This is a genomic window from Vibrio sp. Vb1729 (genome assembly GCF_033338655.1).
Lineage (GTDB): Bacteria > Pseudomonadota > Gammaproteobacteria > Enterobacterales > Vibrionaceae > Vibrio > Vibrio alginolyticus.
In genome coordinates this window covers 108,267-133,474 of sequence record NZ_JAWOTB010000051.1, presented here as the reverse complement: position 1 = coordinate 133,474, position 25,208 = coordinate 108,267, and the positions used below count along the sequence as shown (strand labels likewise).

24 protein-coding genes are annotated in these 25,208 nt (G+C 46.8%); 15 read left to right on the top strand and 9 right to left on the bottom strand.

Features of this window, described 5'->3' with window-relative positions:
* Positions 1-8 precede the first annotated feature (8 nt).
* From R7E29_RS22950 to R7E29_RS22905, 10 genes are all read left to right on the top strand, one after another.
* The gene (locus tag R7E29_RS22950) at positions 9-536 is read left to right on the top strand and encodes a MotA/TolQ/ExbB proton channel family protein (protein ID WP_005379363.1); all 528 of its coding nucleotides are present in this window, start codon (positions 9-11) and stop codon (positions 534-536) included.
* Positions 537-561: 25 nt separating this feature from the next.
* A complete protein-coding gene (locus tag R7E29_RS22945; RefSeq protein WP_005379359.1) occupies positions 562-969 on the top strand; it encodes an ExbD/TolR family protein in 408 nt (135 codons plus the stop codon).
* 4 nt (positions 970-973) lie between these two features.
* On the top strand, positions 974-1,606 hold the full coding sequence (locus tag R7E29_RS22940) for an energy transducer TonB (protein WP_005379353.1): 633 nt from the start codon (positions 974-976) through the stop codon (positions 1,604-1,606).
* A 9-nt stretch (positions 1,607-1,615) separates the two neighbouring features.
* Positions 1,616-2,839: a tetratricopeptide repeat protein gene (locus tag R7E29_RS22935; protein ID WP_054576831.1), complete on the top strand. Its 1,224-nt coding sequence runs from the start codon at positions 1,616-1,618 to the stop codon at positions 2,837-2,839.
* Positions 2,840-3,287: 448 nt separating this feature from the next.
* Positions 3,288-3,911, top strand: coding sequence for a guanylate kinase (gene gmk, locus R7E29_RS22930; protein ID WP_005379347.1), 624 nt, complete (start codon positions 3,288-3,290; stop codon positions 3,909-3,911).
* A 181-nt stretch (positions 3,912-4,092) separates the two neighbouring features.
* Positions 4,093-4,365, top strand: a complete 273-nt coding sequence (rpoZ, locus tag R7E29_RS22925; RefSeq protein WP_005379346.1) for a DNA-directed RNA polymerase subunit omega — start codon at positions 4,093-4,095, stop codon at positions 4,363-4,365.
* Between the two features lie 39 nt (positions 4,366-4,404).
* On the top strand, positions 4,405-6,525 hold the full coding sequence (spoT, locus tag R7E29_RS22920) for a bifunctional GTP diphosphokinase/guanosine-3',5'-bis pyrophosphate 3'-pyrophosphohydrolase (RefSeq protein ID WP_005379340.1): 2,121 nt from the start codon (positions 4,405-4,407) through the stop codon (positions 6,523-6,525).
* A 52-nt stretch (positions 6,526-6,577) separates the two neighbouring features.
* Positions 6,578-7,261: a tRNA (guanosine(18)-2'-O)-methyltransferase TrmH gene (trmH, locus tag R7E29_RS22915; RefSeq protein WP_017820702.1), complete on the top strand. Its 684-nt coding sequence runs from the start codon at positions 6,578-6,580 to the stop codon at positions 7,259-7,261.
* A 254-nt stretch (positions 7,262-7,515) separates the two neighbouring features.
* Positions 7,516-9,597, top strand: coding sequence for an ATP-dependent DNA helicase RecG (gene recG / locus R7E29_RS22910; protein ID WP_136976540.1), 2,082 nt, complete (start codon positions 7,516-7,518; stop codon positions 9,595-9,597).
* Between the two features lie 227 nt (positions 9,598-9,824).
* Entirely contained in the window at positions 9,825-11,213 is a 1,389-nt protein-coding gene (locus R7E29_RS22905; RefSeq protein WP_005379335.1) for a uracil-xanthine permease family protein, read from the top strand.
* Positions 11,214-11,284: 71 nt separating this feature from the next.
* Here R7E29_RS22905 and envZ read toward each other — a convergent pair whose 3' ends face one another.
* The 5 genes from envZ to R7E29_RS22880 form a co-directional block, all read right to left on the bottom strand.
* On the bottom strand, positions 11,285-12,577 hold the full coding sequence (gene envZ / locus R7E29_RS22900) for a two-component system sensor histidine kinase EnvZ (protein WP_017820700.1): 1,293 nt from the start codon (positions 12,575-12,577) through the stop codon (positions 11,285-11,287).
* 102 nt (positions 12,578-12,679) lie between these two features.
* Entirely contained in the window at positions 12,680-13,399 is a 720-nt protein-coding gene (gene ompR / locus R7E29_RS22895) for a two-component system response regulator OmpR (RefSeq protein WP_005379333.1), read from the bottom strand.
* Positions 13,400-13,528: 129 nt separating this feature from the next.
* Entirely contained in the window at positions 13,529-13,924 is a 396-nt protein-coding gene (locus R7E29_RS22890; RefSeq protein WP_005379332.1) for a DUF1090 domain-containing protein, read from the bottom strand.
* 105 nt (positions 13,925-14,029) lie between these two features.
* Complete coding sequence (gene greB / locus R7E29_RS22885) at positions 14,030-14,521, bottom strand: transcription elongation factor GreB (RefSeq protein WP_005379321.1); 492 nt, start codon at positions 14,519-14,521, stop codon at positions 14,030-14,032.
* A gap of 117 nt (positions 14,522-14,638) precedes the next feature.
* A complete protein-coding gene (locus R7E29_RS22880) occupies positions 14,639-16,519 on the bottom strand; it encodes an ATP-dependent zinc protease (RefSeq protein WP_136976539.1) in 1,881 nt (626 codons plus the stop codon).
* A 229-nt stretch (positions 16,520-16,748) separates the two neighbouring features.
* On the opposite strand from R7E29_RS22880, the gene R7E29_RS22875 reads away from it, so the two are divergent.
* Positions 16,749-19,070: a Tex family protein gene (locus R7E29_RS22875; protein ID WP_005379317.1), complete on the top strand. Its 2,322-nt coding sequence runs from the start codon at positions 16,749-16,751 to the stop codon at positions 19,068-19,070.
* A 104-nt stretch (positions 19,071-19,174) separates the two neighbouring features.
* Here the strand turns inward: R7E29_RS22875 and R7E29_RS22870 are convergent, their stop codons facing one another.
* The gene (locus R7E29_RS22870) at positions 19,175-19,639 is read right to left on the bottom strand and encodes a hypothetical protein (RefSeq protein ID WP_005379316.1); all 465 of its coding nucleotides are present in this window, start codon (positions 19,637-19,639) and stop codon (positions 19,175-19,177) included.
* Between the two features lie 124 nt (positions 19,640-19,763).
* A complete protein-coding gene (bioH, locus tag R7E29_RS22865; RefSeq protein ID WP_021707605.1) occupies positions 19,764-20,531 on the bottom strand; it encodes a pimeloyl-ACP methyl ester esterase BioH in 768 nt (255 codons plus the stop codon).
* An 84-nt stretch (positions 20,532-20,615) separates the two neighbouring features.
* Between bioH and R7E29_RS22860 the strand changes: the two genes are divergently transcribed.
* The 4 genes from R7E29_RS22860 (at position 20,616) to cysQ (ending at position 23,641) form a co-directional block, all read left to right on the top strand.
* Positions 20,616-21,341 (top strand): amidophosphoribosyltransferase, encoded by a 726-nt coding sequence (locus tag R7E29_RS22860; RefSeq protein WP_054576828.1) that lies wholly within the window; start codon positions 20,616-20,618, stop codon positions 21,339-21,341.
* A gap of 97 nt (positions 21,342-21,438) precedes the next feature.
* Positions 21,439-22,023 (top strand): Fe-S biogenesis protein NfuA, encoded by a 585-nt coding sequence (nfuA, locus tag R7E29_RS22855; RefSeq protein WP_005379313.1) that lies wholly within the window; start codon positions 21,439-21,441, stop codon positions 22,021-22,023.
* 176 nt (positions 22,024-22,199) lie between these two features.
* Positions 22,200-22,769: an ADP compounds hydrolase NudE gene (gene nudE, locus R7E29_RS22850; protein ID WP_005379309.1), complete on the top strand. Its 570-nt coding sequence runs from the start codon at positions 22,200-22,202 to the stop codon at positions 22,767-22,769.
* A 44-nt stretch (positions 22,770-22,813) separates the two neighbouring features.
* Positions 22,814-23,641 carry a 3'(2'),5'-bisphosphate nucleotidase CysQ gene (gene cysQ / locus R7E29_RS22845; RefSeq protein ID WP_005379308.1) on the top strand — a complete coding sequence of 276 codons (828 nt, stop codon included), beginning with the start codon at positions 22,814-22,816 and terminating at the stop codon, positions 23,639-23,641.
* Between the two features lie 312 nt (positions 23,642-23,953).
* Here the strand turns inward: cysQ and R7E29_RS22840 are convergent, their stop codons facing one another.
* Both R7E29_RS22840 and R7E29_RS22835 read right to left on the bottom strand, forming a co-directional pair.
* The gene (locus R7E29_RS22840) at positions 23,954-24,715 is read right to left on the bottom strand and encodes a type II secretion system protein N (protein ID WP_054576827.1); all 762 of its coding nucleotides are present in this window, start codon (positions 24,713-24,715) and stop codon (positions 23,954-23,956) included.
* A gap of 1 nt (position 24,716) precedes the next feature.
* Positions 24,717-25,208, bottom strand: coding sequence for a type II secretion system protein M (locus tag R7E29_RS22835; RefSeq protein WP_054576826.1), 492 nt, complete (start codon positions 25,206-25,208; stop codon positions 24,717-24,719).

Genomic DNA, 25,208 nt, shown 5'->3' with positions numbered 1-25,208 from the left:
GAGGCGTTATGTGGTGGTTAGTTGGAGAACTTGAATCAATTAGGCGCTTCTTGGGAATGGGTGGCGATGTACTCGTCGCCATCTTCATCCTCAGCTTTATGCTGTGGGCAGTATTGTTAGAACGTTGGTTCTATTTTGCTGCCGTCGCTCCAAAAGCCATGAAAAAAGCCGTTGGCTCATGGCAGGGGCGATCAGAGCACCAGAGCTGGAACGCTAAGATGATCCGACAAGAAATTGTTTCTCGTCAGGACATTGAGAATAAAAAGGGCCTGCCAATCGTGAAAGTGTTGATTGCGCTTTGTCCCTTACTGGGTTTGCTCGGCACCGTTGTTGGCATGATCCAAGTATTCGACATCTTAGCGGTAACAGGAACAGGAAGCCCTCGAGCAATGGCCTCGGGGATCTCAAAGGCAACAATCCCAACTTTAGCCGGGATGGTGGCTTCTCTATCAGGACTGTTCTTTAGTTCACGTCTTGATCATTTAGCCAAAGTCACAACGCAAAAGCTGGAAGATAAGCTAAAGCATATTGCCTGAGTAAATGGAATTAGAGGTATAGGTCATGAAAAGACGCTATAGCAGTGATAGCAGTGATGAAACCGCTATCGATATGACACCGATGCTCGACATCGTATTCATCATGTTGATCTTCTTTATCGTAACAACATCGTTCGTAAAAGAAGCTGGTCTAGAAGTAAACCGCCCGACAGCAAGCTCTGCGCAAACCGTGAAAAAAGGTAACATCATGGTCGCAGTTGGTGCGGCGGGTGATGTTTGGGTTGATAAACGCCGCATCGAAGTGGACGCGGTTCGCGCGAATATTGAACGTCTTCGTGCAGAAAGCCCTGATGGCGCAGTTGTTATCCAAGCCGACACAGAAGCAAATGCTGGCGTAGTCGTGAAGGTTATGGACCAGATCAAAATGGCAGGTGTAGAAAGCATCTCCATTGCCGCAACCAATAAGGATTAAGCTTATGCGGTATCTGGCCTCAATTGCACTGGCGCTCATTGTCTCCCTCGGGTTGTTCTGGGGGATGGACAAGCTAGTAAACAAAGAGCGCCACGAGTTAGTGTCGAATGATGACCTGCGTATGGTCGAGTTTATTCGCATTAAACCAGACGAAAAAATACAGGAGAAAAAACGCGAACTTCCAAAGCCACCACCGCCTAAGCGTCCGCCGCCGCCGCCAGAAATGAAAGTGACAGCGACAGTAAAACCGGTGATGGAGCAGACCCCAATGGATATGCCAAAGCTTGACCTACCCGTAAATGTTACAGGTGGTTCGGTGCTTGGACATTATAGCCAGGGTGGAGGTGCGCAACTCGCGGGTAGCGGAGGTCCAACACCTCTAGCGACATTCCAACCTCAAATGCCTAGGAAGGCTGCGAAAGCAGGAATAGAAAAAGGGGTCGTCTTATTAGAGTTTACTGTAAACGCACGTGGTGCCGTAGAGGACATCAAAGTTCTTAAAGAGCAACCACGACGCTTAGGCCTCGGTCGAGCGGCAAGAAAAACAGTCTCTAAATGGACATTTAAACCAAAATTGGTTGACGGGAAACCTGTTAGCTCGCGCCTATCGCAAGAAATAGAGTTCTCAACCAATTAAGGAGTCACGATGAAAAGTTTATGGAAAAGCAAAGTGGCTTCTTTAATTCTCTTCGCAGGAGTGGCAATGGCCGCTCCTACGATGGCAAAAGAAGCTCCTCAGTTATCAGATCGGACATTTCGAACCGTTAACAAAGTGCAAGAGTTGATCGCAACTGAAAAATATTCAGCAGCGAAAGAAAAACTAGCAAGCGCTTTAGAAAGCACAAGTTCGAAAAAATACGACCGAGCAGTTTTACTTCAGCAGACTGGCTTTTTGTATTCGCTACAAGACAATTATGTGCAAGCAGCAAAATACTTTGCCGAAGCATTACAGCTCGACGCACTTCCCGTTCCGGTTGCTCAACAAGTTCGCTACAGCTTGGCTCAGCTTTACCTAGCTGAAGAAAAGTATACGTTGTCTGTAAAAACGATGAAGGAATGGTTCAAGGTTGCAGAAACAACCAAAGAGAAGCCTCAAGCTCATGCTTATATCACGTTAGCGAGCGCTTATGTTCAGTTGGAAGATTACAAAAATGCAATCCCGCCAACCAAAAAAGCCATCGCGATGAGCAAGAGCCCAAGTGAGTCTTGGTACTTAATTCTCGTTGCATCTCACTACGAGTTAGGCCAGCTGAAAAGCGTTGCCAGTGTACTCAAAACTCTGACTTCAAAGTACCCTCAGAAAAAGCGTTACTGGATGCAACTTTCTGGTGTCTACATGGAGCTAGGTCAAGAACGCAACTCTCTAGCCACCCTAGAAATGGTTTACAAAATGGGGAAACTAGAAGGAGAGAAGGAATATTTACGCTTTGTAAACTTCTTGGCTTATCAAGGTATTCCATATAAAGCAGCCAAAACTCTTGAAAAGGAAATGGCAGCTGGAAACATTGAAAAGACGAAGGAAAACTATGACCGCCTAGCCAGCTTCTGGCAGCAAGCTAAAGAGCTAGATAAATCAATTCTCGCTTATAAAAAGTCATATAACCTCGCTCCTTCTGCTAAAACGCAAATTCAGATTGCTCGCTTAATGATACAAGACAAGCAGTATTATGAAGCAACTCGTTTTGTAGAAAGCGCGGCATCCAGTGCCTCTAAAGAGCAAAAGGCAGAACTTGAATACATTCGCGGGATGGCCTATTTCGAGCTTAAGCAACCACAAAAGGCCTTGCAGGCGATGAAAGGCGCTGCTCAATCGCCAAAATTCAGGTCAACCGTTAGCCCTTGGATAAATTTCCTAGAGTCTCAAGGATAATTCGAAGATTAAGTGTGAGTCAGTCGCACGCCTGGGGAAGTGAAAGCTTCCCCTTTTTTCCGTTTTATCTTTATTAACCCCTATTTTTAACCAGAGTCACTCACGCAAGCCAAATCGGGACTCTAAACCTAAAATCAGCACACTAAACGGTTGTAGAAATGGTTTTAATAACAGAGTGCGCGGATGGTAAGTCCTGTACCACGCTCCTTCTTCGCTGTTTAGGAACACTCTGGCGTAAGTAACTATTTCATCTGGGACGATCACAGACAGAAAGATCAACTGGTAACAAAATAGAGATCATGATACTCTTCGCCTCCATTTTTCTGGCGGGATTATCACCAATATCCACCCCTTTGGTGGTTGATTTCTCAATGCCAGTGCTATCGTTATAAGAATGTCGAACTTTCCTTCGGCACTCAATCAATCCAATCAAAAGTGGAACAGTACAATGGGCAAAGGTACTCTCTATATCGTATCTGCACCTAGCGGCGCAGGTAAATCTAGCTTGATCTCAGCGATGTTGGAACGCAACCCAACCTACGCAATGAAAGTGTCTGTGTCTCACACCACGCGCAACATGCGACCTGGTGAAGAAAATGGTGTCCACTACCATTTTGTAGCGAAAGATGAGTTTGAAGCCCTGATCGCTAAAGGTGACTTCCTAGAATACGCAGAAGTGTTTGGTAATTATTACGGCACATCTCGTGTATGGATTGAAGAAACACTAAATAAAGGTATCGACGTTTTTCTAGATATCGACTGGCAAGGCGCACGCCAAATCCGTGAACAAATGCCAGAAGCCAAAAGCATCTTCATCCTGCCACCATCAAACGGTGAGTTAGAGCGTCGCTTGAACACTCGTGGTCAAGATAGCGATGAAGTGATCGCAAAGCGTATGGCTGAAGCCAAGTCGGAAATCTCTCATTACAACGAGTACGACTACGTGATCGTAAACGACGATTTTGATACCGCTTTGATGGATTTTAAAGCTATCTTGCGTGCTGAAAGATTGAAGGAAGAAAAGCAAGCTGCTAAATATAAAGGTATGCTTGACGCGTTGTTAGCAGAGTAACTTCAAAAAAGTCACGCTGTAAAACATAAAGAATTTCCCGTTTTTTGCCCAGTGCGAAAAACACAATAAACTACCTGAGAAAGTCCACAAACGGTGGCTTGTCTAATTGCTAGTAAATAAAGTAGTTAGGTTGTATACTTTCTCGTCATTCTAAAATTTTAGTTAACTATTTGGAGTCCTCATGGCACGCGTAACTGTTCAAGACGCTGTTGAAAAAGTTGGCAACCGTTTCGACCTAGTACTGATTGCGGCTCGCCGCGCTCGTCAAATGCAAACTGGCGGTAAAGATGCACTAGTGCCAGAAGAGAACGATAAGCCAACGGTTATCGCTCTACGCGAAATCGAAGAAGGTTTAATTACTAAAGAAGTTCTAGACGCTCGTGAACGTCAAGAACAGCAAGAGCAAGAAGCGGCAGAGCTAGCGGCAGTAAGCAGCATCGCTCACAACCGTTAATTCTGACTTTAGAATTCAACAACCTCCCGGGCCTATAATTTGTATCTATTCGATAGCCTCAAAGACGTTGCCCAAGAATACCTAACAGAGCCTCAGATTGAGGCTCTGCGTCAATCTTATGTGGTAGCGAGAGATGCCCATGAAGGGCAAACCCGCTCTAGCGGTGAACCATACATCATCCACCCTGTCGCTGTGGCTCGTATCTTGGCCGAAATGCGCCTTGATATCGAAACCCTCCAAGCTGCTTTGCTGCATGACGTCATTGAAGACTGTGATGTAACTAAAGAAGATCTCGAAGAGAAATTCGGCAACACTGTCGCAGAATTGGTTGATGGTGTATCTAAACTGGACAAACTCAAATTCCGCGATAGGAAAGAGGCTCAGGCTGAGAACTTTCGTAAGATGGTTCTGGCCATGGTGCAAGATATCCGCGTCATTCTGATCAAACTGGCTGACCGCACGCATAACATGCGCACGCTTGGCGCGCTTCGACCAGATAAAAAGCGTCGTATTGCTCGTGAAACGTTAGAAATTTACGCGCCCCTCGCTCATCGTCTTGGTATTCACAATATCAAAACCGAACTCGAAGAGTTGGGCTTTGAGGCGCTATATCCCAACCGCTACCGCGTACTGAAAGAAGTGGTTAAAGCCGCACGTGGTAATCGTAAAGAGATGATCCAACGCATTCACAGCGAAATAGAAGGCCGTCTGCAAGATTTTGGCTTGAATGCTCGCGTCGTTGGTCGTGAGAAAAACCTGTTCTCTATCTACAACAAGATGAAAACCAAAGAACAGCGCTTTCACACCATCATGGATATCTATGCGTTCCGAGTCGTTGTTGATACCGCTGATACTTGTTATCGCGTTTTAGGCCAAGTACACAGCTTGTATAAGCCACGTCCTGGTCGCATGAAAGATTACATCGCGGTACCAAAGGCGAACGGCTATCAATCGCTACACACTTCCATGGTTGGCCCACACGGCGTACCTGTTGAAGTTCAGATCCGTACTGAAGATATGGATCAAATGGCGGACAAAGGTGTCGCGGCACACTGGTCTTACAAAGACAAAGGCGACAAGTCTGGCACCACTGCGCAAGTGAAAGCTCAGCGTTGGATGCAAAGCCTGTTAGAGCTACAACAAAGCGCGGGTAACTCATTCGAATTCATTGAAAACGTAAAATCCGATCTTTTCCCAGATGAGATTTACGTCTTCACACCAAAAGGTCGTATCGTTGAATTGCCTTTAGGCGCAACGGCTGTCGACTTTGCCTATGCCGTACATACCGATGTAGGCAACTCTTGTGTTGGTGCTCGTGTTGACCGTAACCCTTACCCATTGAGTAAGGCATTGAAAAACGGTCAGACGGTGGAAATTATCAGTGCCCCTGGTGCGCGTCCGAATGCGGCATGGCTAAACTATGTCGTGACTTCTCGTGCCCGCACTAAGATTCGACAAGTACTGAAAACGATGCGTCGTGAAGAGTCGATTACTTTAGGTCGTCGCCTACTTAATCACGCACTTGGCCGTCACTCGATTGATTCAATTTATCCAGAAAATATCCAAGAAGTCTTGAATGATCTTCGCCTAGAAAGCATCGATGATTTATTGGCTGCTATTGGATTGGGTGAGTTGATGAGCATTGTGATCGCACGTCGTCTCCTTGGTGACACCGAAGAGCTCACGACAACAAGTTCAATCCCAACGGACTCGAAGAAGAAGCTTCCGATTCGTGGCGCAGAAGGCTTATTGCTGACGTTTGCAAATTGTTGTCATCCTATCCCAGATGATCACATTATTGCTCACGTATCGCCTGGTCGTGGTTTGGTTGTTCACCGAGAAACATGTCCGAACGTTCGTGGTTATCAGAAAGAGCCAGACCGTTATATGGCTGTCGCTTGGTCTGAAGACTACGATAAAGAGTTCATTGCTGAACTTAAAGTCGACATGCTTAACAACCAAGGTGCTCTTGCAGAACTGACCAACGTGATCTCGAAAACAGGATCAAACATTCATGGCCTTTCAACGGAAGAACGTGATGGTCGTCTATACACTGTGACTGTGCTGTTGACGACGAAAGATCGTGTCCACCTTGCTGGTATCATGCGTAAGATTAAGGCAATGCCTCAAGCAACCCGAGTCAGACGCAGAAAGAACTAACCTCTATCGCCACCTACTCTGTTAGGTGGCGATTTTTTATACCTCAATAAATATGAACCTAGAACGTTACAACCGTATTCACCAAGTCCTAAAAACTCGCCAAACTGATCTGACACTTTGTCTCGAAGAAGTACATAAGCCAAACAACGTCTCTGCTGTGATCCGCACCGCTGACGCGACAGGCTTACACAAAGTTCACGCAATTTGGCCAGACAAAATGCGTACGCTGAGCCATACCTCAGCTGGCGCGCGTAACTGGGTTGAAGTGGATACTCACGATTCGATTGAAACTGCGATTACCGAACTCAAAGCGCAAGGTATGCAGGTTTTGGTGACCAATCTTTCGGACACCGCCGTCGATTTTCGCGAAATCGACTACACCAAACCAACGGCAATCATTTTAGGCAGCGAAAAGGTTGGCGCTTCGGAGCAAGCCAAACAGCTTGCCGATCAAGACATTATTATCCCGATGGTGGGCATGGTGCAGTCACTAAACGTATCGGTTGCCAGTGCCGTAATTTTGTATGAAGCGCAACGTCAACGTGAAGCCGCAGGCATGTACGACCGAGAAGAAAGCGCTCTGCCTAAAGAGACAATCAACCGTATTCTCTTTGAACGTGGTCACCCAGTGCTGGCAAAGGTCGCGAAACGAAAAGGGCTCGTTTACCCACCACTCGATGAAGAAGGTCAAATCATCGCCGATGACGCGTGGTGGCAAGAGATGCAAAGCAAGTAAAATACTTTCGTCATTCTAAACAGCGGCGAAGGAGCGTGGTTCAGGATCTAATTCTCAAATATACTGATGCTAATAGTGTTAACTTCAGCGACATACTTGTTGGAAATAGAATCCTGATGTCGCTAAAGCTCCCCCGGAATGATAGGTTATCAGTCAAATCATGACACTAACTAAAGCATGACTATTTTTTCCTGTACAAAAACACAGCTCCATGGTTAACATACTGCTATGTTAACCATTTTCTTGAGCCCTCTATGTCCGCCCAAATGTTATCTGCCGTCCCATTAACCTCCCTTTCTGGAGTTGGCGCGAAAGTCGCAGAAAAACTCGCCAAAGTTGGCTTACATAGCGTTCAAGATTTGCTGTTTCACCTTCCGTTACGCTACGAAGATCGTACTCGTATTTACCCTATTGCCAAACTGCATGCTGGCCTTTGGGCGGCCGTGCAAGGTAAGGTCATGGCAGTCGACACCATCTTCGGTAAGCGCAAAATGCTAACGGTAAAAATCAGCGACGGTAATGGCACTATCACGCTGCGCTTTTTCAACTTTACCGCAGCCATGAAGAACAATTTCACGCAAGGTAAGTTAGTACATGCTTACGGTGAAATTAAGCGCGGTGGCATGGGTTTGGAAATTGTTCATCCTGACTACAAGTTTTACGTTAACGAGCAAAAGCCCGATGTAGAACAGAGCTTAACCCCTGTTTATCCCACCACCGATGGTTTACGTCAAATCACATTGCGCAACCTTACCGAACAAGCTTTAGCCCTGCTTGATAAAACCGCAGTGCAGGAATTACTTCCAGCTGGGTTGTATGACCATCAAATCACGATGTCGCAAGCGCTGCACACCATTCATCGCCCACCACCAACCATTAATTTAGATGAGTTTGACGAAGGCAAACATCCTGCCCAAATCCGCTTGATCATGGAAGAATTGCTCGCACAAAACTTATCGATGCTGGCGGTGCGTAGCAAAGGTCAGAAGGATTCAGCGCTACCTCTCGGTCCTTGTCATAAACTAAAAACGCAGCTTTTAGCCCAACTGCCTTTCTCTCCTACAAACGCTCAAACCCGAGTAGTACAAGAGATTGAAGCCGATCTAGAAAAACCGCACCCAATGATGCGATTAGTGCAAGGCGATGTTGGTTCGGGGAAAACATTGGTTGCCGCTTTGGCCGCTGTTAGAGCCATTGAGCATGGCCATCAGGTGGCACTCATGGCGCCAACCGAACTATTGGCCGAGCAACACGCTATCAACTTCGCAAACTGGTTTGAAACAATGGGCATTCAAGTCGGTTGGTTAGCGGGCAAACTCAAAGGTAAGGCAAAGGAAGCCGAGCTGGCTCGTATTGCCAGTGGTGAAGCGCAAATGGTAGTGGGTACTCACGCGCTATTCCAAGAGCACGTTGAATTTCATCACCTTGCTTTGGTCATCATTGATGAACAGCACCGCTTCGGTGTCCATCAGCGATTAGAATTGCGTGAAAAAGGCGCAAAACAAGGCGCCTATCCACATCAGCTCATCATGACAGCAACGCCGATTCCGCGAACGTTAGCCATGACTGCTTATGCTGACTTAGAAACGTCGGTGATTGATGAGTTACCGCCAGGTCGAACACCAATCCAGACTGTCGCGATTCCAGATACCAAACGCAATGATATCGTCGAACGTGTCCGAAATGCCTGCTTAAACGAAGGCAAGCAGGCATATTGGGTGTGTACCCTGATTGATGAGTCGGAAGTATTAGAAGCGCAAGCCGCGGCAGATACCGCAGAAGAGCTTCAACGTAAGCTACCGGACGTAAAAATTGGTCTAGTACACGGACGAATGAAGCCGGCAGAGAAACAAGCGGTGATGCAAGATTTCAAAGACAATAAACTGCATTTGCTGGTCGCAACGACAGTGATTGAAGTTGGTGTGGATGTGCCAAACTCTAGCTTGATGATCATAGAAAACCCTGAACGTCTTGGTTTGGCACAATTACACCAGTTAAGAGGTCGCGTGGGCCGAGGTTCCGTTGCTAGCCATTGTGTGCTGCTGTACCACTCTCCGCTGTCAAAAACCGCGCAAAAACGTCTCGGAGTACTACGTGAAAGTAACGATGGCTTCGTCATTGCGCAGAAAGACCTAGAAATTCGCGGCCCTGGAGAACTATTGGGTACAAAGCAGACAGGTCTTGCTGATTTCAAAATCGCAGACTTAGTTCGAGATCAACGCCTGATTCCCGAAGTTCAGCGTATTGCGCGTCATATTCATGACAATTACCCGGCTAACGCAACAGCGATTATCGATCGCTGGTTGGGTGAGCGGGATATTTACTCCAAAGCGTAATGATTGAAAGCGAGCCAAATGGCTCGTTTTTTAATACGCCAAAAGCAAACGTTTGCTTTTTGAGAAAATCTCTCTATAATCGCGCACAAATTTTTAAGTGTGTTAGATCACACTCCACCAACCTGAGTTGACTCTGATTAACAGCAATCACAGGTAACGACGTCAACTCCACCCTGCTCTCCCATTCAGCGAGAACTAGGGAAATATTGCGACTAGCGAGACAAACAATGACAACTTCAAACCGATCTTCGGAACTGGTCTATCAACTCAACGATCGACCACCTTTGCCTCAAACCATTTTTGCCGCACTTCAGCACTTATTGGCGATGTTCGTCGCGGTTATCACTCCGTCACTGATCATCTGTCAGTCTTTGGGTGTACCAGCAGACCAAACGAATACCATCATCAGCATGTCTTTGTTTGCGTCAGGCGTGTCTTCGTTTATTCAAATTCGCACCGTTGGCCCAATTGGCTCTGGTTTGCTCTCTGTTCAAGGCACCAGCTTTAACTTTTTAGGTCCTATTATTGGTGCAGGCCTATCGCTGAAAGCCGGTGGAGCAGACATCAGTACCATGATGGCTGCCATTTTTGGTACGATTTTAGTCGCATCATTTGCAGAAATTTTTCTATCTCGCGTGTTGGAGCATGCCCGCCGAATCATCACTCCGCTTGTTTCAGGCATCGTCGTCACTCTTATCGGTCTCACACTGATTCAAGTCGGCTTAGTATCAATGGGCGGTGGCTACGCAGCATTAAATGAAGGAACCTTCGGCAGCTTAGACAAACTTGCTCTGGCTGGGACGGTACTTGGATTAATTGTGATTTTAAACCGCTCGAAAAACCCATACATCCGTGTGGCTTCAATCGTGATTGCGATGCTAGTGGGCTACATCATGGCGTATTTTATGGGGATGGTAGATACTTCTCAGCTAGGCGCAACCGAGATCGTAGCACTGCCCGTACCAATGCAATATGGCTTATCGTTTGACTGGTCTCTGTTCATTCCGCTGGTACTGATTTTCTTTATTACCGCACTAGAAGCCATCGGTGATATTACCGCAACATCTGAAGTGTCTGGTGAGCCAGTAAAAGGCCCAGTGTACATGAAACGCATTAAGGGCGGTGTGTTAGCAGACGGCTTAAACTCTGCAATCGCAGCCGTTTTCAACAGCTTCCCGAACTCAACGTTTAGCCAGAATAACGGCATCATCATGCTAACAGGAGTCGCGAGCCGCTACGTGGGTTACTTTATTTCTGGCATGTTAGTGATTCTTGGCTTGTTTCCTGGCGTCGCTAGCTTTGTTCAGCTGATTCCTGAGCCAGTACTTGGCGGCGCAACGATTGTCATGTTTGGTACGATTGCTGCCGCTGGTGTGCGTATTATCTCTCGTGTTGAGCTCGATCGCCGCGCAATTCTGATCATGGCCTTATCCTTCTCAATGGGACTTGGTATCGCACAAAAACCAGAGATCCTGCAATTTATGCCAGAATTTATTAAGAGTATTTTCTCAACTGGTGTTGCAGCAGGTGGCATCACAGCGATCATTTTAAATCTACTTCTGCCAGAGAAACTGGAAGACGAAGATGAACTTCCTCAGGAAGTGAAAGAGTCTTAAGATTATTGAGAATAAGAAAAGCCCAACCTATTTAGGTTGGGCTTTTTGTTTAAAGGGTGCAGGCCATCGACTTACTTGGTAGGAAAGCTGATTTGAGCGATTAAACCGCCTTCACTGCGATTACGCATCACCACAGAGCCTGAATGTTGGCTGATTATACGCTTCACAATCGCCAACCCTAGCCCAGTGCCTTCACTACCGCGAGCGGTGTCACCACGCGTAAAGGGTTCAAATAACCTCGCGATTTGAGAATGCTCGATACCCGGTCCGTTGTCCTCTACTGAAATCCACACTAGCTGCTTATCTGCTGTCACACCAGTGCTGATTTTGACCCAGCCATTGCCATAACGTAGCGCATTCACAACTAAGTTACTGATCGCCCGCTTAATCGCAATCGCGCTTCCTTTGGCTGGCGGCAAGTTAAGATTAAGATCTGTTTCAATTTCAACCTCATAACCACCTTCAGAACTGGCGACGTCACTGGCAATCGTACTGATATCAACCGCTTCAAACGATTCTTGGTTCACCGGTTTGAGATAATCCATAAACTGACTGATGATCTCATTACATTCTTCCGTATCGCTAATGATCCCCTCCGCAAGATAGCTGTCCTCAGGAGACATCATTTCTGTTGCTAGGCGAATACGCGTCAGAGGTGTTCGTAAGTCATGGCTAATCCCCGCCATTAATAAGGCTCGGTCTTCTTCTAGCTCTTGAATACCTTTCGACATTTGATTAAAGGCTCGAGTTACAGAGCGAATCTCCGATGCGCCTTTCTCTGCTAAGGGGGGCGGGATCTCACCTCGACCGACGTCTTTCGCGGCTCTCTCCAAAGCCAAAAGTGGACGGTTTTGCAAACGAATAAACAACCAACCACCTGCAATGATCAGCAGCGCCATAATCAAGCTGTTACGAAACAGCGGGGCAAAATCTTCTTCTTGCAGCTCAGATAACGGAATACGAATGATGGAGTTCGGCAACTTTTCGATGTGCATCCACAAAATGTAACTTTCATCGCCAAGCAATAAGCGCACTTCTGTGGGCGAACCCAGCTCTTGGCTCATTTCTTCAGACATCAAATCAATCGACATTGCGTGATGAAATTCAATCGCCTTATCGCTATCGAGACTATGAACCGTCACCCCTAGTCTTTCTAATAATTGACGCCTTAACGGTGCATCAGACTTTAAAGGTCCTTCATCATCAAGCACCAAATTGAGCTCATGGGCGAGAATTTTATTGAACTGCTGCAAACTCGGCATCAACGCGTAGTTAAAAACGGCGTAGTAAGAGAAAACTTGGCTCGCGAGAAGCAAAGAGATGAACAGCAGAATAGATTGTGTCAGTGAACTTCGGATGCGCATGGAACGTTCCTAGTGGTCCTAATCGCGAAATTTCAGCCTTCAAAGGGAAGGTAATGAAGGCTGAAGTTGCTATAGTCAAGTGCTGGCTATGGAGTGAAGAGATTACACCTCTTTGCCGTCTGGGACGAAAACATAACCTAGGCCCCACACGGTTTGAATGTAGCGCGGCTTGCTCGGATCGTCTTCTAACATGCGACGTAAACGTGAGATTTGTACGTCAATAGAACGTTCCATTGCAGAATATTCACGGCCACGCGCCATGTTCATCAATTTATCTCGTGACATTGGCTCACGTGCATTCATCACGAGCGCCTTTAGGACAGCAAACTCTCCAGAGGTGAGTGGCATTGCCTCGTCACCGCGGAACATCTCGCGAGTGCCTAGATTGAGTCGGAACTCCCCGAACTCCACCACTTTTTCTTCCGTGCTTGGTGCACCCGGCAACTCTACGGTTTGGCGGCGTAATACGGCCTTGATGCGAGCCAACAATTCGCGTGGGTTAAACGGTTTTGGCAAATAATCATCCGCCCCTACCTCAAGACCCACGATGCGGTCCACTTCATCACCTTTCGCGGTGAGCATTAAGATTGGCAACATATTGTTCGCGTGGCGTAGACGACGACAAATTGACAAACCGTCTTCACCTGGCAACATTAGGTCCAGCACCATTAAGTGAAAGTTTTCGCGCGTTAGTAGGCGATCCATCTGTTCGCCATTGGCGACACTTCGTACCTGAAAACCTTGCTCAGAAAGGTAACGCTCCAATAGAGCACGTAAACGAGCATCGTCATCAACCACTAAAATTTTATGATTTTCTTGCATTGAAACATCCTTTCAGAAGCGTCTATTGTCGAAAATGTATCACTGTTTTTCCTAACGTGCTCAAGCAAATTGTTACTCTTTTTATCTTAAGCGCTTTATTCTCTCTCTAGCAGGTATTTTCAGCACCTACTATTGACCATAATTCCATTCCAGTTCACGTTTGGCCTCAAGCAGCTCTTGCTGTGCCTCAGCCAGCTTGTGACGTTTTTTCTCAATTTTGTCTGCTTTCCCTGAATGCTGAGCTTCGACTAATTCTTCCTCTCGCTCCTCAACTTCTTTAGTCTTTTCTTCCACTTCTGTTTGCAGCTCTTGGCGCAGCTCACCTTCCGAGCATTCATTCTGGATAGCGGAAAGTGCTTGCTCCAAGCCTTTAATGCGATGCTCATTACCTTGCGCTTTTGCATACTCAAGCTGCTGCTCTACCGCTAACTCTTTAGCGTCACAGCCTTTCACTTCATCTTGAGCAAAAACTGAAAGTGAGAAACCTATTGTTAGTGCAGCACTACACATGACTGCTTTGTTCATTTTACTTCTCCGAGAAAGGCACCATGCCTTTATACCAAATATTCTGACGTTGAGACCCAAGTCACTTCTAGTGAACTTCATGAGACTTGAATCGGTGATAAAGCCTCAGTCTTCCGAGGCCGGTTGAGTGTATTCAATTGAGTTGATGAACCACTCTTTTTCACCTTCTGGGGTGCGTACCGTGAACTCTTCATCCACTTGTTTTTTCAACATCGCTCGCGCCATAGGTGAATCGATAGAGATGTAGTCTTTCGCATCGCCATAAATCTCTTCAGGCCCGACAATACGAAACTTTTTCACTTCTCCTGCCTCATTTTCTATTTCCACCCATGCACCAAAAAAGACTTTGCCTTCTTGTTGCGGAGAATAGTCAACGATCGTGACTTCTGGCAGGAATTTACGAAGGAAGCGGACACGACGGTCGATCTGACGGAGTAAACGTTTATTGAAGGTGTAATCCGCATTTTCTGAGCGATCGCCCAGGCTCGCAGCCCAAGTGACGATCTTGGTGATTTCCGGGCGCTTTTCATTCCAAAGGTAATCATGCTCTTGTTTGAGTTTGTTGTAACCTTCTCGTGTAATCAGCTTAGTTTTCAAATTAACTCCTATCTCAACTAAAAAATGCTGCTCTTTGGCAGCATTAAGGAGATGATATACCCAAAGATCCAATGTTTTTCAGGCTTTGGGTATCAAGGTGATAAGGCGGCCAGAGTGTTACTTTTCGTAATCCGGTTTTTGCGTCACGATGTAATTCGTAGCACTCGAAACAACCGCGCCATGTTTTAGGAAGTTTTTACCTAAAATCATGCTGTAATGGAAGCGACCTCGGTCCTGTAAGTTGACTCGGATCTTCTTCTCTAATTCGCCAAGCTTAACATGCATTTCAACCACAGGGCGTACGTTCGCTTTCTCGCCTTTCTTCGCTTTAATACGCATGACATCAACAACAGGCTTAGTAAACGCCTGTTTCATACCAAGATCGTTCTCATAGGTAAAGCTCACCATGTCTTTGCCGTCTTTCTTAAACTGCTTGATGTTCTTAGCATTGATTGAGCTTACATCTGCACCCGTGTCTAACTTCACAGGGAAAGACATCCCCTCAACTTCCGCCACTTCGATGTGGCCAGCTTTGAAAAGTGGCCTTGCATCTAGTAGATGGTCTGCGCGAGTGTTCAGCAACACACCACCCTTGGCTATGTCATGACCAAACACGAAAAAGGGTTGAGTGTCACCCTCATCAAGCACATCGAGCGCAAACTTCATTGATGTGTCTTTTCTACCGAGAAGAAAGTCTCCTTCGACAACAGGGCGAACCGCGCTGCCAACCTTGAGCTTTTTCAACACTGGTTTGGTGATTTTTTCTTCTTTCCCCTCATCGTTCATTAAATAAAACGTGACGGATTCATCCTTACCTTTTTCTGTTACTTCAAACCCATTTACACGCAGTAATGGCGTTTTCACAGTAAAAGTGGGGTAAGCAGGGACGGTATAACCATCAATGGTGACCTGTTCTTCTGGTGAAACGACAAGAGGTTTTGATTTGAGTGCGCTTTTGAACGTTTTTTCTACGCCACCCAGTAGATTTTCTCTGTCCGTATCAATAACAAAGTGCTGACTCGCGACGTCCCGACCTAAGCGAATTTGCGAACTGAACTTACTGCGATCACGCAGATACACCAACCAACGTTGAGTTTCATTTTCGCCGACTTTGACGGGTAAATAGACTAAAGGGCGCTCGCTTTTGGTCGTTTTCAGCATTCGTACCAAGGGTAATGTCATTGGATGACGCTTGCCATTCTCGCCCTCTAACATAAAAGAGACTTCGTTATGCTTTTTGTCTACCTTGATGTCCAGTGCATGGACGTTGGTATAACGGCTAGAAGTTGAGATGCTGATCTTATATGGCACACCTTCGACTTCAACCGTCTCTTTTTTGCCAATCATTTTTGCGCGTGGCTGTTCTTGAAGGTAATCGTAACCAGCGAAGACCCATGCGTTATCATCGAGATAGGTTTTACCAATCAAGATAGGAGAAGAGAATTGCGTACGCTTGGTCAGGTTCACTTCCGTATCAACGGTGTGACCAGCGATTGTCATCGGCATTTTTATTGTCGGGCGTAGGATGGGCTTTTTGCTTGTTCGACTGCGAATCGCGCTCACTCTTTCCAGAGCATCGGTAATCTGTATTTCCTTCCCTGTATAAGGGTGAGGAACCGTAAAGCTAACCTTTACTTGATATGGCTTAAAGCTGTCGGCGTCCCACTTTGCCTTCGTACCACCTAAGTCATCGACAATCGCCCAAAGTAACTCGTTATCTTTCAAATCTTGGTAATCTGGGTGTGAGCTACTGACATGGATATTCTCCGCATGCATCGATGTCGTATCTGCACCAGTATCAATCTTGCCAATAAATGGCACCGCTTTTAGTTCCGGAATGTCACTGTAGTAGACGCTCTCCACACGCCCTAGTACCAATTTGTTATCGAGCTGATAAACGGGAGCTTGTGTGGTTCCTGAGATAGACTGCGCCCAACTAAGCGGGGCGACAAGTAAGGCACTCGTAAGCGCTAACGCCAAAGACATTTTTTTCATCATGATTATCCGTATAAGCCGAGGTACATTTAGTGATATCAACAACCGTGGAATTAGGTTAGTCGATAACTGCGGATATAAGTTCTCAATTTAATTACAGTTTTGACATAAATCTGACTGATGTCCACCAGCGCCCGGTAAATTTTTGCCTCGTTAATTTAAAACATTGCAAATTCTTCGAACGACCCCAATGTTCTATACAACCAAAACCGAATTAAAAGAGAAAACACGGATGAGCCAAGCTATCTGTCGCATGATTGCTCAAGAACTGAATGTTCGCCCAGAGCAAGTCAACGCCGCTGTCACCCTAATTGATGATGGCAACACTGTCCCTTTTATTGCACGTTACCGCAAAGAGGTGACGGGGGGCCTTGATGATACCCAGCTTCGTACTTTGGACAGCCGTCTGTCTTACCTTCGTGAAATGGATGATCGCCGTCAAACCATCCTCAAATCAATCCAAGAGCAAGGCAAACTGACGCCAGAGCTAGAACAAGAGATCGCGCAGGCAGACAGCAAAACTCGTCTTGAAGACTTATACCTACCTTACAAACCCAAGCGTCGTACGAAAGGTCAGATCGCGATTGAGGCTGGTCTTGAGCCGCTCGCAGATCAGCTTTGGAATCACCCACAAACCGAGCCAGAAAGCGAAGCAAGCAAATACCTTGATGCAGACAAAGGCATCGCAGACACCAAAGCTGCATTGGATGGCGCTCGCGCGATCATCATGGAGCGCATCGCAGAAGACGCAAACTTACTGGAAAAAATTCGCAACCACTTAAATCGCAATGCGGAACTGGTCTCACGAGTCGTTGAAGGCAAAGAGCAAGAAGGCGAGAAGTTTAAAGATTACTTCAACCACAACGAGCCCCTAAGCAAAGTGCCATCGCACCGCGCACTGGCGATGTTGCGTGGCCGTAACGAAGGCTTCCTGACATTGGCGATGAACGCTGATCCAGAACAGGAAGAAGGCGCTCGTCAGTCTTACTGCGAAACGATTATCGCCGACCATTATGGCGTAACGCTAAGCAGCGCACCTGCGGATACCTGGCGTAAGCAAGTGATCAGCTGGGCATGGCGCATCAAAGTATCGATGCACATGGAAACCGAGCTAATGGGCGCAATGAAAGAGCGCGCTGAAATCGAAGCGATTGAAGTATTCGCCACTAACCTAAAAGACTTGTTGATGGCAGCACCGGCTGGCCCTCGTGCAACACTTGGTCTAGATCCGGGTCTGCGTACAGGTTCAAAAATCGCGGTTGTCGACTCAACAGGTAAAGTGCTTGCAACCGAAACCATCTACCCTCACCCACCACAAAAACAATACGACAAGTCAGCACAAATCGTTGAGCAGTTGGTGCGTAAGTACAACGTGGATTTGATTGCGATTGGTAACGGTACGGCTTCACGTGAAACCGACAGCTTTGTCGCAGACGTCATCAAACGTGGCAACCTGAAAGTTCAGAAGATCATCGTAAGTGAAGCGGGGGCTTCGGTTTACTCAGCGTCTGAGCTTGCAGCAAAAGAGTTCCCGAATATGGACGTATCACTGCGTGGTGCAGTGTCGATTGCACGTCGTTTGCAAGATCCATTGGCTGAACTCGTGAAAATTGATCCGAAATCTATTGGTGTGGGTCAATACCAGCACGATGTAAGCCAATCTATGTTGGCAAAACGCCTAGATGCGATTGTGGAAGACTGTGTAAACGCGGTTGGTGTTGATGTGAACACTGCTTCTGCGGCGCTACTGACGCGCGTAGCAGGCTTATCAAGCACCATCGCGCAGAACATTGTCGACTTCCGCGATGAGAACGGCCGCTTCGAAGCACGTACAACCTTGAAGAAAGTACCTCGTTTAGGTCCTAAGGCGTTCGAGCAGTGTGCGGGCTTCCTGCGTATTATGGATGGTAAGAACCCACTTGATGCGTCTGCGGTTCACCCAGAAGCGTACCCAGTGGTCAAAGCGATTTCTGAGAAGAACAACAAAGATATCAAAGCACTGATTGGTGATTCAAGCTTCCTTAAAGGTCTGCATGCGGTCGATTACACCGACGATAACTTCGGCGTTCCAACCATTACAGACATCATCAAAGAGTTAGACAAGCCGGGTCGTGACCCACGTCCAGAATTCAAAACGGCGACCTTTGCAGAAGGTGTAAACTCGGTATCTGACTTGGAACCGGGCATGATTCTAGAAGGCGTGGTGTCTAACGTAGCCAACTTCGGTGCCTTCGTTGATATCGGCGTTCACCAAGATGGTCTTGTGCATATTTCTGCACTGACAGATCGTTATGTGTCTGACCCACGTGAAGTGGTGAAAGCAGGCGACATCGTCAAAGTGAAAGTGATGGAAGTGGACGTGCAGCGTAAGCGCATTGGTCTATCGATGCGTATGAACGACGAACCGGGTCAAGACAACCGCAGCCAACGCTCATCAGCAGCGCCACGTCGTAATGACCAACCGCAGCGTCGTCAGCCTCGCCGTGATGATTCGTCATCGAACAGCGCGATGGGCGGTGCGTTTGCTGCAGCGTTTGCTAAAGCGAAAAAGTAACCTTACCTAGGCTTCACCGCTAACGAGCTTTCATAACTAAAAAGAAAACGCTCCAATCAGTCAACCTGCTTGGAGCGTTTTTGTTTGAGTAGGATATTGAGTCGTCATAATACTGCTATCACTTCTGACGGGGTATGGGGAGCGACTGCATGACCATAATGAAACTTGATCACCTTCCTGCGCTTTTCCATTAATCCTTCATTGATCGCAGCATCCAAAATGCGCTTTGGTAAGCGAAAGCGGATCGCGTAGCCTTTCCCCTGGTCTTCACTATACGATTTGAGCGCAAGCAAACTAAAAAGCCGTTCTAGTGTATCTTCCGGCTCTTCTTGATAACGCGTGTCGACTTCCGTTTCCATATCATAATCAGGATGCTCTGAAGGATCCCAAGAAGACTGACGTCGGCGCTTGTCATCACCTTTTACTTTTCGCTCTGCATTGGTTTTGGCCAATGCGACCGTTGGCGTTACAGGCTCTCGGACTTTATTGTCGCGAGCTGCTTGTTCCGTCTGCACATTCACGGATGGGGCGATCAGTGGCACACTTACGTTGGTCGGTGACACAATCATTGCGAACCCTCCTCAGAGTCGCCCAACTCGTCAATATGGCTTAGCTTTATTGGCTAATAAAACCTCACCAGCTTTTATATCGACCACTTTTTAAACAACTTGAGGTGTTTCCGCTCGCACTTGCTCAATCGTGAGCAAACTCTCGGATTTGAACACAAAATTCGTCATGTTCGGTGATAAAAGGCGCATGAGAGGACTGATTAAAAACAAACTGCTGGGTATGAGGCAACTGTTCACTTAAATCGTTAGCTACTTTAATTGGCACCAACCCATCTAAACGGCCATAAAGACGCAACATTGGAACAGAAAGAGACGTCAACGCATCGCGCAGATCCACATCAGCAAGGATGTTTAGCCCAACCAACAGCGATTCAGGGTTTGGCTGAGGGCGCGATAGTATCGCTTGCTTGAGCTGTTTAACGTCTTTACGCGCTGATGGGCTGCCCATCGCTTGCAACGCCATAAAGCGCTCAATGGTCAGTGAGAAATCTTCTAGCAACTGAGAGGTGAACGCACTCAGTACATTCGGTTGAATGCCGCGCCACGGTTTTTCTGCGGCAAATTTTGGTGAGCTGGCAACCGTAATCAACTTAGCCACGCGCTCGGGCATATTTAATGCCACATGCGTCGCCACTAAACCTCCGAGGGACCAACCAAGCCAAATCGCTTTCTCTGGCGCACCTTGCACCACCAAGTTAGCAATATGGTCTAAATCTTCGGCATGAGATTCGGCGCTATGTCCGTACCCCGGAAGGTCAACCACATGAACTCGGAAATAAGGTTGAAGAGACTCGACTGTCTGCTGCCATACCGCACCATTCATGCCCCACCCATGAAGTAACACCAAATCTGGTCCCTGACCAAATGACTGCCAGTGTAATTTCGTGCTCATGCTCTCAATCTCTCCCACTTATTTTATTCCCTACGGCTTCAGCCAAGCGTTAGGCTGAGTAAAATATCACCATGAATAAACGCTATGTTATCTCATCACTGGCAAAACATCATGCATCGCGTATTGAGCAGTCAATGCGGCCTGTGTCGGCTCCCTATTCAAACACTAAGCCACACAAATACTCTGCGCTGGTGCGAGCACTGTTTAAAATACCTAACTCCGGTAAAACGATGTCAACGCTGCGGTTTATCATTACAGAAAGAAGAAATGAGTACGGATAGTATTTGTGGTGAATGTCTTTCAAAGCCACCGCCATGGCAAAAGCTATACACGTTAGGCGATTACGACTTTCCCCTTTCACGGGAAGTACAACGCTTTAAAGATCACGGAGAGTCTTGGCATGTAAAAGCATTAACCGAGCAACTGGCACAGCGCATCACCACGCCAGCTCCAATCATTACCAGTGTGCCATTGCACTGGCAGCGTTACCTGCGCCGGGGTTTTAATCAAAGTGATGTTTTAGCCCGACACCTCGCCAAGCAATTGCAGACTAATTTTGATGCGAAGGTCTTTCGTCGAGTAAAGCTCGCCCAATCACAGCGTGGTAATACCAAAACAAGCCGTGAACAAAACTTAAAAGGCGCGTTTATTCTCAATAAGCAACCTCACTCTTCCCATGTTGCCATCGTCGATGACGTAGTCACCACAGGCAGTACCGTCCGACAATTATGTCATTTACTACTTGAAGTTGGCGTAGAAAGCATCGATATTTACTGCATCTGCAGAACACCTGCTCCTCGTTCTCTCTAGATCGCTTCGCCATGCCTTAGCATCAAAAAGACTAGACCCATACGTCAACAAGAGTAGAATAGCAGCAGTAACCTACAAATTTACTCGGGTATTCGTCGTGTCAAATATTACTATTACAGAAACTGCGCAAACGCATTTCGCTAACCTTTTAGGTCAACAACCTGAAGGCACTAACATTCGTATTTTCGTTGTGAACCCAGGTACACAAAACGCTGAGTGTGGCGTGTCTTACTGCCCACCAGAAGCAGTAGAATCGACCGACACTGAACTCTCTTACAGCGGTTTTTCAGCTTACGTGGATGAGCTAAGCCTGCCATTCCTTGAAGACGCTGAAATCGATTTTGTTACCGATAAAATGGGCTCTCAGCTAACGCTAAAAGCACCTAACGCTAAAATGCGTAAAGTTGCGGACGACGCACCACTGGTTGAGCGCGTTGAGTACGTTATCCAAACTCAAGTGAACCCACAACTTGCTGGCCACGGTGGTCACGTAAACTTGGTTGAGATCACTGAAGACGGTGTTGCGATTGTTGCATTTGGTGGCGGTTGTAATGGCTGTTCTATGGTTGACGTAACACTAAAAGAAGGCATCGAGAAAGAGCTGCTAAACCAGTTCATTGGTGAACTAACCGCAGTTCGTGATGCTACAGAACATGACCGTGGTGATCACTCTTACTACTAAGAGTAAACACTGTCAGAAAATGGGAGGCTTCGGTCTCCCATTTTTGTATCGATACTGAGGTGATGCTGAGATGCTTAGCTCGACTCGTAAAATCCGCTAGAAACTCAGGCGGAGTTCTCATATATTAAGAATCTTACGCATCTCGTAAACGCCAACGACACCAAGGAGCCAGCGTCATGCCGAAACGAACCCCACCAGAGATACTCTCATGCCAGACGGTTGCAAAATCCAAACTGTTTGCTGTGGAAGCGCTCGACCTTCGTTTTTCCAATGGTGAGCACCGTACTTATGAGCGTATGAAGCCAAGTGGACGAGATGCTGTAATGGTAGTCCCTGTAACAGAACAAGGCGATTTATTACTGGTGCGTGAATACGCCGCTGGAACTGAACGTTACGAGCTAGGTTTCCCAAAAGGGCTGATTGACCCAGGAGAAACACCACACCAAGCTGCGGATCGTGAGTTAAAAGAAGAAATCGGCTTTGGCTGTAATCAGTTAACCCCGTTGAAACAAGTTATCCTCGCGCCATCTTACTTTTCGAGCAAAATGACTCTATTTTTAGGACAGGCGCTTTATCCAGAGAAGCAAGAAGGCGATGAGCCTGAACCACTGGAAATTGTGCGTTGGCCACTTGCGCAAGCCGAAGAGTTATTAACTCACATGGATTTCTGTGAAGCACGAAGCATCACAGCGCTAATGTTGGCACTGAAACACTTACCAAACACCACTCACAAGCATAACCAATAACGGTCATTAGAACCGAATAACACTGTGAGTAAGGACTATCACTTATGCCAATGACAAAAGATCTATCTCACCTACTTCCTCAAGTCATCGAGATTGCCCGCAGTGCTGGGCAAATGATCCTCGAAATATATGAAAAGAAGCAATACGAGGCCTACACCAAAAGTGACGAAACTCCCGTAACAAGTGCAGATATTGCAGCTCACAAGTTCATCACTGAACGCTTGAGTGATCTGACGCCTGACATTCCCGTGTTGTCAGAAGAAGACGCAGACATAAGCTTAGAGCAACGCGCTCAGTGGGAACGTTATTGGTTAGTCGACCCTCTTGATGGTACTCAAGAATTCATCGCTCGCAGTGGTGACTTTGCCACTATTATTGCGTTGGTCGACAACAATCGACCAACCATGGGCGTCGTTTACGGCCCTGTATCTGGCGTGACTTACTACGCTTATAATGGCAAAGGCGCCTGGAAAATTCCCGACATGTCGGACAGCGTCAAAATCCATACACACAAACACGAACAGCCAGAGCAAAGCATCGCAATTGCTATTAGTCGTCGCCAAGACATCAATCGTATTACTAACCGTATGAGCAGCGCCTGGAATTACGACTTAATACCGCTCGGTTCTGCAGCATTGAAAGCATGCCTCGTCGCGGAAGGGGCGGTAGATTGCTATCTCCGACTAGGTCCAACAGGTGAGTGGGACACCGCTGCGACACAATGCATTGTTGAAGAAGCTGGCGGACGTATTCTCAGCACGCAATTAGAACCGCTGTCATATAACGAGCGGGAAACACTAGAAAACCCGAACTTTATTGTTCTTGGTGATGCGGATTTACCTTGGAATGAGATTTTACAACGCAAAGATTAAGCGCCTTATCGGTAAAATTTAGAGCACAAAGTTCTAGCAATAGAAAGGCCACGAATATCTTCGTGGCCTTTTCTTTTTGACCTTCTGTACAGCACTTGGAGCATTTGGCCTACTATGTTCCAACTGCTTGCAAAGCTGAACGAAAGAAAAAATTAATTAAAAATCAATTAAAAATCAAGGCTTTAAACTTTCACTCATTCCCAATCAAGATCGAATGTACAGCGAATAGAGGTTTTAGCTTACGATGATCCAAAAGCAAAAAGAGCTGCGCAATAGCAGCTCTTTTAAGATATTGGATTTTGTCACGATAGGTTAGAAGCGCCCTTGGTAATTAAACTCATATTGACCTTGAGCATTCGGCTTACCCAACCATTTCAGTTGCTCCCCCATGCTGGATGGGAACTCTGCACCAGGTTTGAACCACGCTTTGGTTGAGTACCGTTGATTAGGCATCAGTTCAGCGGAAAACGCCGCAGAGACTTGTTTGCTGCTCTGCTCACCAGTTGCCGTCAATACACTATCCTGACAGTTTATATCGGCAATCACAGGACCGAGATCTAAGCTGCCAACGGGGCTTTGAATACCACTGGCATTCCATACTAAAGTGCCTTCACCGTTCTTACACCAAGGCACAGCATAAGTCGCATGACGAATATTCAGCTCAAGCTGCCCATCAACACCAACAGGCACAGGGAGGCGCGCTTGCTCAACAACTTTTACCGCCGGAATCGAGGCAACTAAGTTTTTGGCATAAGGGCCATCACTTAAGCTATAGCCGACAAAACCGCGCCCACGAACGTCCATTTCACTACCACGACCAAAGCGCACAGCAAACTCAGCTTTACCTGTCAGTAGACTCGACCATTGGAAATCCCAATTAACTTCTCCAAGGTTCTGGCGCTGCCAACGAATACTAGCAGCTTGACCTTGCCATACCGAACCGTTGGCTCCTTGAATGTCCAGGCCTCTCACTGTTGGTGCTTGTTGTAACACCCAAGAGACTGGTAATCCCATTAAAAGACTGACTGAAAAAAAGACGATAAAGATAACAACGTAAAGTACTGCTCGCTTCACCTTAACCTCGCTTAAACTGAAGGCGGTTTACATCGATCATGCCCGCTTGCTCTGTTCGGTCGATATCTAAAAATTCGACTTCAATACCCTGTTGCTCTTTCAAGTAACGTAACCAATCCACTAGTTGATTAAACGCGAGTGGTTTGATCCACACTTGAACGCTCTCATTACGAGGTTGTACGCGAATCAACTCAACTTTATAACGACGAGCTGAAGAAGAAACCAACTGATTCAACGGTTGACTAGAGTAGCTCACACCGCTGCTTTTTCGCAGTGCAGTGATGCCATCCGCTTTATCTTGTACCCAAGCTAGCAACTGTTTTTCGCTTTGAATACGTGACTGAGCTAGCTCCGCACGTTGGCTCATTGGCTGTAATAAACCCCAATAAATAATACCGATAGCGGCAATAGCGCCACATCCCATGACCAAACGCTGCTCACGCTGCGAGATGCTGCTCCACCAAACCTGAGCTTGAGAAATTAAGTTTTTCAT